At 52.1% G+C, this 3,013-nt stretch carries 1 rRNA gene; it reads right to left on the bottom strand.

Annotated elements, in window-relative coordinates:
• Positions 1–6: 6 nt before the first annotated feature.
• Positions 7–2,939: ribosomal RNA gene (locus MHB45_RS28170) — 23S ribosomal RNA — on the bottom strand.
• Positions 2,940–3,013: the final 74 nt, after the last annotated feature.

Below are 3,013 nucleotides of genomic sequence, written 5' to 3'. Positions count from 1 at the left end.
AAAGCGTTGGTTAAGTCCTCGATCTATTAGTATCAGTCAGCTCCACATGTCACCATGCTTCCACCTCTGACCTATCAACCTGATCATCTTTCAGGGATCTTACTAGCTTGCGCCATGGGAAATCTCATCTTGAGGGGGGCTTCATGCTTAGATGCTTTCAGCACTTATCCCGTCCGCACGTAGCTACCCAGCTATGCCTTTGGCAAGACAACTGGTACACCAGCGGTGCGTCCATCCCGGTCCTCTCGTACTAAGGACAGCTCCTCTCAAATTTCCTGCGCCCGCGACGGATAGGGACCGAACTGTCTCACGACGTTCTGAACCCAGCTCGCGTACCGCTTTAATGGGCGAACAGCCCAACCCTTGGGACCGACTACAGCCCCAGGATGCGATGAGCCGACATCGAGGTGCCAAACCTCCCCGTCGATGTGGACTCTTGGGGGAGATAAGCCTGTTATCCCCGGGGTAGCTTTTATCCGTTGAGCGATGGCCCTTCCATGCGGAACCACCGGATCACTAAGCCCGACTTTCGTCCCTGCTCGACTTGTAGGTCTCGCAGTCAAGCTCCCTTGTGCCTTTACACTCTACGAATGATTTCCAACCATTCTGAGGGAACCTTTGGGCGCCTCCGTTACTCTTTAGGAGGCGACCGCCCCAGTCAAACTGCCCACCTGACACTGTCTCCCACCCCGATAAGGGGCGCGGGTTAGAATTTCAATACAGCCAGGGTAGTATCCCACCAACGCCTCCACCGAAGCTGGCGCTCCGGCTTCTCAGGCTCCTACCTATCCTGTACAAGCTGTACCAAAATTCAATATCAGGCTGCAGTAAAGCTCCACGGGGTCTTTCCGTCCTGTCGCGGGTAACCTGCATCTTCACAGGTACTATAATTTCACCGAGTCTCTCGTTGAGACAGTGCCCAGATCGTTACACCTTTCGTGCGGGTCGGAACTTACCCGACAAGGAATTTCGCTACCTTAGGACCGTTATAGTTACGGCCGCCGTTTACTGGGGCTTCGGTTCAAAGCTTCGCTTGCGCTAACCTCTCCCCTTAACCTTCCAGCACCGGGCAGGTGTCAGCCCCTATACTTCGCCTTGCGGCTTCGCAGAGACCTGTGTTTTTGCTAAACAGTCGCCTGGGCCTATTCACTGCGGCTTTTCTGGGCTATTCACCCTAAAAAGCACCCCTTCTCCCGAAGTTACGGGGTCATTTTGCCGAGTTCCTTAACGAGAGTTCTCTCGCACACCTTAGGATTCTCTCCTCGCCTACCTGTGTCGGTTTGCGGTACGGGCACCTTACATCTCACTAGAGGCTTTTCTTGGCAGCGTGGAATCAGGAACTTCGGTACTATATTTCCCTCGCCATCACAGCTCCGCCTTAATGGAAACGGGATTTGCCTCGTTTCCGGCCTAACTGCTTGGACGCGCATATCCAACAGCGCGCTTACCCTATCCTTCTGCGTCCCCCCATCGTTCAAACGATGTATAGGTGGTACAGGAATATCAACCTGTTGTCCATCGCCTACGCCTTTCGGCCTCGGCTTAGGTCCCGACTAACCCTGAGCGGACGAGCCTTCCTCAGGAAACCTTAGGCATTCGGTGGAAGGGATTCTCACCCTTCTTTCGCTACTCATACCGGCATTCTCACTTCTAAGCGCTCCACCAGTCCTTCCGGTCTGACTTCAACGCCCTTAGAACGCTCTCCTACCATCGACACCATACGGTGTCAATCCACAGCTTCGGTGATACGTTTAGCCCCGGTACATTTTCGGCGCGGAGTCACTCGACCAGTGAGCTATTACGCACTCTTTAAATGGTGGCTGCTTCTAAGCCAACATCCTGGTTGTCTAAGCAACTCCACATCCTTTTCCACTTAACGTATACTTTGGGACCTTAGCTGGTGGTCTGGGCTGTTTCCCTTTCGACTACGGATCTTATCACTCGCAGTCTGACTCCCAAGAATAAGTATTTGGCATTCGGAGTTTGACTGAATTCGGTAACCCGTTGGGGGCCCCTAGTCCAATCAGTGCTCTACCTCCAATACTCTCATCTTGAGGCTAGCCCTAAAGCTATTTCGGAGAGAACCAGCTATCTCCAGGTTCGATTGGAATTTCTCCGCTACCCACACCTCATCCCCGCACTTTTCAACGTGCGTGGGTTCGGGCCTCCATTCAGTGTTACCTGAACTTCACCCTGGACATGGGTAGATCACCTGGTTTCGGGTCTACGACCTCATACTCATTCGCCCTATTCAGACTCGCTTTCGCTGCGGCTCCGTCTCATCAACTTAACCTCGCATGAAATCGTAACTCGCCGGTTCATTCTACAAAAGGCACGCCATTACCCATTAACGGGCTTTGACTACTTGTAGGCACACGGTTTCAGGATCTATTTCACTCCCCTTCCGGGGTGCTTTTCACCTTTCCCTCACGGTACTGGTTCACTATCGGTCACTAGGGAGTATTTAGCCTTGGGAGATGGTCCTCCCTGCTTCCGACGGGATTTCTCGTGTCCCGCCGTACTCAGGATCCACTCAGGAGGGAACGAAGTTTCAACTACAGGGTTTTTACCTTCTTCGACGGACCTTTCCAGGTCGCTTCATTTACCCCGTTCCTTTGTAACTCCATGTTGAGTGTCCTACAACCCCAAGAGGCAAGCCTCTTGGTTTGGGCTAATTCCGTTTCGCTCGCCGCTACTCAGGAAATCGCGTTTGCTTTCTCTTCCTCCGGGTACTTAGATGTTTCAGTTCCCCGGGTCTGCCTTCAGTACCCTATGTATTCAGGTAAAGATACTGTTCCATTACGAACAGTGGGTTTCCCCATTCGGAAATCTCCGGATCAAAGCTTACTTACAGCTCCCCGAAGCATATCGGTGTTAGTCCCGTCCTTCATCGGCTCCTAGTGCCAAGGCATCCACCGTGCGCCCTTTCTAACTTAACCGTTAAAAAAGATCTTACAGATGCTTTGAAAAAAATTAATTGCCTTCTATCTATTATCTAGTTTTCAAGGAACAA

Source organism: Peribacillus sp. FSL K6-5616, from assembly GCF_038008245.1.
In the GTDB taxonomy this organism is placed as follows: Bacteria; Bacillota; Bacilli; order Bacillales; family DSM-1321; genus Peribacillus; species Peribacillus frigoritolerans.
This window is presented reverse-complemented; position numbering and strand designations above follow the sequence as displayed.